A 4,188-nucleotide genomic window follows, 5' to 3' on the forward strand; every position below is an offset into this window, starting at 1 on the left:
GGCGGCGTTGAAGAACGTCGAGCCGACGTCGTTCACCCCGATCAACACCGAGCGGTTCGGCGGCTGCGGTCAGAGCTGCCGGCCCGCACCGCCCCCGCCGGACGAGCCGTCGCCTTCGGAATCCCACTGATGTCGCTCGCGCCACTCGCCTTCAGCCCGGCGGTGGCGGCCCGGTCGAAGCCGTACTTCCCAGCCCCGTCGAGGCCCTGCTCTCCGGCGTCGCGGGGATCGTGGCGTTCACGGTTGCCGCGCCGATGCGGTTTCGTTCCTGGAAGGCGCCCGGCGTGTGCCGCCTCTCGTGGCGCCGGCCGCTGGCCGGGCCGGCCGGAGGCTGGGCGCGCTCACGGCGAAGACCGTGGTCGTCCCGGCCTTGCAAGATCCCGATCTCACCCCGTCCCTCAGCCGCGCCGTCCGGGGCGGCCGAGGGACGGTCACCGTCTCCTCAGGTCCGCCGGACGCCGATGAGCCGTTGCAGCAGGATGAAGGCGAACAGCAGCAGGCCGATGAAGATCTTGGTCCACCAGGAGCTGAGGGTGCCCTCGAAGCTGATGATCGTCTGGGTCAGGCCGAGCACGAGGATGCCCAGCACGGTGCCGAAGAGATAGCCCGAGCCGCCGGTGAGCAGCGTGCCGCCGATGACGACGGCCGCGATGGCGTCCAGCTCCATGCCGACGGCGTGCAGGCCGTACCCGGACAGCATGTAGAAGGACAGCAGGATCCCGCCGAGCGCGGAGCACAACCCGCTGATCGTGTAGACGGCGATCTTCGTCCGTCCCACCGGAAGGCCCATGAGCAGCGCGGACTGCTCGCTGCCGCCGACGGCGTAGACCGTGCGGCCCAGCCGCGTGTGGTGCAGCACGTACGCGGCCACCAGCACCACGACCGCGGCGATCACCACGCTCGGCGAGATCCACATCTCGCCGCCCAGGTCGATCCTGGTCTGCGCGAAGGCGGTGAAGATGCCGTCGGTGATCGGGATCGAGTCGGTGCCGATCGTGTAGCACAGTCCTCGGGCCAGGAACATCCCGGCGAGGGTCGCGATGAAGGGCTGGACCTGGAAGTAGTGGATGATCGCCCCCATCCCGAATCCGAGCGCCGCGCCGATGGCCAGCACCAGCACGATCACCACCGGCGCCGGCCAGCCCTGGTTCGTGACGAGGCTGGCCGTGACCATCGTGGACAGCGCCACCACCGCGCCCACCGACAGGTCGATGCCGCCGGCGAGGATCACGAACGTCATGCCGACGCCGACGACGAGCAGGAACGCGTTGTCGACGAAGACGTTGAGGATCACCTGGCCGCTGGCGAACCCCTCGTACCGGATACCGCCGGCCACGAACATCGCGATGAGCAGGCTCGCGGTCACCGCGACCGGGACGTACCTGCGGGGGATCGCGAGCCGCCCGGCCGGGCCGGTCATGATGGTGTCCGTCATCGGTTCCTCACCGTCTCTTCCCGTGCCTGCTCGCCGATGGCCACGTCCGTGAGGAGGGGGCCGGAGCCGTCCCCGGGAGCGGGTGGCGGCGGGGCGGGGCGCCTGCTGCCCCACCCGAACGCCTTCTGCCGGAAGGCCGGCGACTGCAGCAGGCACACGATCGTCACCACGAGCGCCTTGAACAGCAGCGTCGTCTCCGGCGGCACGCCGATCGAGTAGATCGTGGTGGTCAGGGTCTGAATGATCAACGCCCCCAGCACGGTTCCGCTGAGGGAGAACCGGCCGCCCGACAGCGAGGTGCCGCCGATGACGACGGCCAGGATGGCGTCCAACTCGATCCACAGGCCGGCGTTGTTGCCGTCCGCGCTGGACACGTTGGAGCTGATCATCAGCCCCGCGATGCCCGCGCACAGCCCGCAGAAGGTGTAGGCCACGATCAGCACGCCCCGGGAGCGGATCCCGGACAACCTGCTGGCCTCGGCGTTGCCGCCGACCGCCTCGATGAACATGCCCAGGGCCAGCCTCCGGGTGAGGAAGGCCGTCAGCGCCGTCAGCGCGATCACGATGAGGATGCCGAACGGCAGCGTGAGCCAGTAGCCGCCGCCGACCAGCTTGTACGGGGCACTGTTGATCGTGATGATCTGCCCGTCGGTGATCAGCTGGGCCAGGCCCCGTCCCGCGACCATGAGGATCAGCGTCGCGATGATCGGCTGGATGCCGACGGTCGCCACCAGGAACCCGTTCCAGGCTCCGAGCGCGAGCGCCACCACCAGCGTGACGCCGATCGCCGACAGCACGCCGGCGACGGAGTTCTGGTCGGCCAGGCCGCTGATCTGCATGCAGGCCAGCGCCCCGCCGATCGCCACCACCGAGCCGACCGACAGGTCGATGCCGCCGGTGGCGATGACCAGCGTCATGCCCAGGGCGACCAGGATCAGCGGCGCTCCGAAGCGGAGGATGTCGATGAGGCTGCCGTAGAGGTGCCCGTCCCTCATCTGCACGTGCAGGAAGTTGTCGGTGAACGCCACGTTGAGCGCCAGCAGCGCGACCAGGATCACCACGGGCCACAGCAGCCGGTGCCGTGTGAGGGCTCCGGCGCGGTCTCGCACAGAACTCATGCCGGCGCTCCGCTCGCGATCTTCTGCATCAGGACGTCGGAGGTGAGCGCGTCGTCGTTGTCGAGCTGGGCGACCAGCGTGCGGTCGCGCAGCACCCCGACCCGATGACTGAGCCGCAGGACCTCCTCCAGCTCGGCGGAGATGAACAGCACTGCCATGCCTCCGTCGGACAGTTCGGCGACCAGGCGCTGGATCTCCGCCTTCGCGCCGACATCGATTCCCCGGGTGGGCTCGTCGAGGATGAGCAGCCGGGGTTCCATGATCAGCCAGCGGGCCAGCAGCACCTTCTGCTGGTTGCCGCCGCTGAGGGTGCGGACCGGCTGCTCGGGGTCACCCGGCCGGATGTTCAGGGTGGTGATGTACTTGGCGACCAGTTCGTCCTGTTTGCGCCGCGACAGCGGCCTGCTCCAGCCGCGCGCCGCCTGCAGCGCGAGGACGATGTTCTCCCGCACCGTGAGCTCGTCGACGAGTCCCTCCGCCCGCCGGTTCTCCGAACAGAAGGCGATCTTCCGGCTCATCGCCGCCCGGGGGGTGCGCAGCGCGATCTGCTTGCCGCCGACCTCCAGCGAGCCGCCGTCGGCGTGGTCGGCGCCGAACAGCAGCCGCGCCAGCTCGGTGCGGCCGGAGCCGAGCAGCCCGGCCAGCCCGACGACCTCACCCTGCCTGATGGTCAGGGTGAAGGGGGCGATGGCGCCCGCCCTCCCGAGGTCGCGCGCCTCCACCAGCGGCTCCGCGACCCGGGCGGGCGGCTTCTCGTCGAGTTTCTCCAGGTCGGCCAGCTCCCGCCCGATCATCTTGGCGACCAGGTCGACCTGGGAGAGCTCGCGGGTGAGGTACTCCCCCACGAGCTTCCCGTCGCGCAGGATCGTCATGCGGTCCGACACCTCGTAGATCTGGTCCAGGAAGTGCGAGACGAACAGGATGGCGATGCCCTGCTCCTTCAGCCGGCGCATCACCCGGAACAGCTGGGCCACCTCGCCGGCGTCGAGGCTGGAGGTCGGCTCGTCGAGGATCAGCACCTTGGCCTCGATGTCGACCGCCCTGGCGATCGCGACCATCTGCTGCACGGCGAGCGAGTACGACGCCAGCGGCGCCGACACGTCGACGCGCAGTTCCAGGCGGGCCATCAGTTCCTTGGCCCGCCGTCGCATCTCCTTCCACCGGATGCGGCCGAACCGGCGCGGCTCGCGGCCCACGAAGATGTTCTCCGCGACCGAGAGGTTCCCGCACAGGTTGACCTCCTGGTAGACCGTGCTGATACCGGCCTGCTGGGCGGCGGACGGGTTGGAGAAGGCGACCGGCTCTCCGGCCAGCTCGATCTCGCCCTCGTCGACGCCGTACACGCCGGTGAGGACTTTGATCAGCGTCGACTTCCCCGCGCCGTTCTCTCCCATCAGCGCGTGCACCTCGCCCGGCAGCAGCCGGAAGCCGACGTCGTCCAGGGCCTTGACGCCGGGGAATCGTTTGCCGATCCCGCTCATCCGTACGATCGGTGCCGGTGCGTCCATGCCGCGCTCCTTTCTTCCCGGTACGGGGCGGCTCAGTACTGGCGGGTGGGCAGGGCCTGCTTGGCCTGCTCCTGGGTGAAGGTGGTCTCCTCGGTCACCACCCGCTCGGGCACCTGCTCACCGGCGA

The 4,188-nt window shown here is 69.7% G+C and carries 3 protein-coding genes; all 3 read right to left on the reverse strand.

Annotated features, from left to right (window positions below):
* Nucleotides 1–442: 442 nt before the first annotated feature.
* From yjfF to ACFFRH_RS43965, 3 genes are read right to left on the reverse strand one after another with little or no spacing between them, the layout of a single operon-like run.
* Nucleotides 443–1,435, reverse strand: a complete 993-nt coding sequence (gene yjfF / locus ACFFRH_RS43955) for a galactofuranose ABC transporter, permease protein YjfF (protein WP_344745774.1) — start codon at nucleotides 1,433–1,435, stop codon at nucleotides 443–445.
* Nucleotides 1,432–2,553, reverse strand: a complete 1,122-nt coding sequence (locus tag ACFFRH_RS43960; RefSeq protein WP_344745775.1) for an ABC transporter permease — start codon at nucleotides 2,551–2,553, stop codon at nucleotides 1,432–1,434. Before ACFFRH_RS43960 ends, yjfF begins: the two co-directional genes overlap by 4 nt.
* On the reverse strand, nucleotides 2,550–4,061 hold the full coding sequence (locus tag ACFFRH_RS43965; protein WP_344745776.1) for a sugar ABC transporter ATP-binding protein: 1,512 nt from the start codon (nucleotides 4,059–4,061) through the stop codon (nucleotides 2,550–2,552). Before ACFFRH_RS43965 ends, ACFFRH_RS43960 begins: the two co-directional genes overlap by 4 nt.
* Nucleotides 4,062–4,188 lie beyond the last annotated feature (127 nt).

The sequence above is a fragment of the Streptosporangium vulgare genome (assembly GCF_042428775.1).
In the GTDB taxonomy this organism is placed as follows: domain Bacteria; phylum Actinomycetota; class Actinomycetes; order Streptosporangiales; family Streptosporangiaceae; genus Streptosporangium; species Streptosporangium vulgare.

Excerpts from the sequence above, each read along its gene's own strand:
- ACFFRH_RS43960 (WP_344745775.1), bottom strand. The coding sequence starts at position 2,553 with ATGAGTTCTGTGCGAGACCGCGCCGGAGCCCTCACACGGCACCGGCTG.
- yjfF (WP_344745774.1), bottom strand. The coding sequence starts at position 1,435 with ATGACGGACACCATCATGACCGGCCCGGCCGGGCGGCTCGCGATCCCC.
- ACFFRH_RS43965 (WP_344745776.1), bottom strand. The coding sequence starts at position 4,061 with ATGGACGCACCGGCACCGATCGTACGGATGAGCGGGATCGGCAAACGA.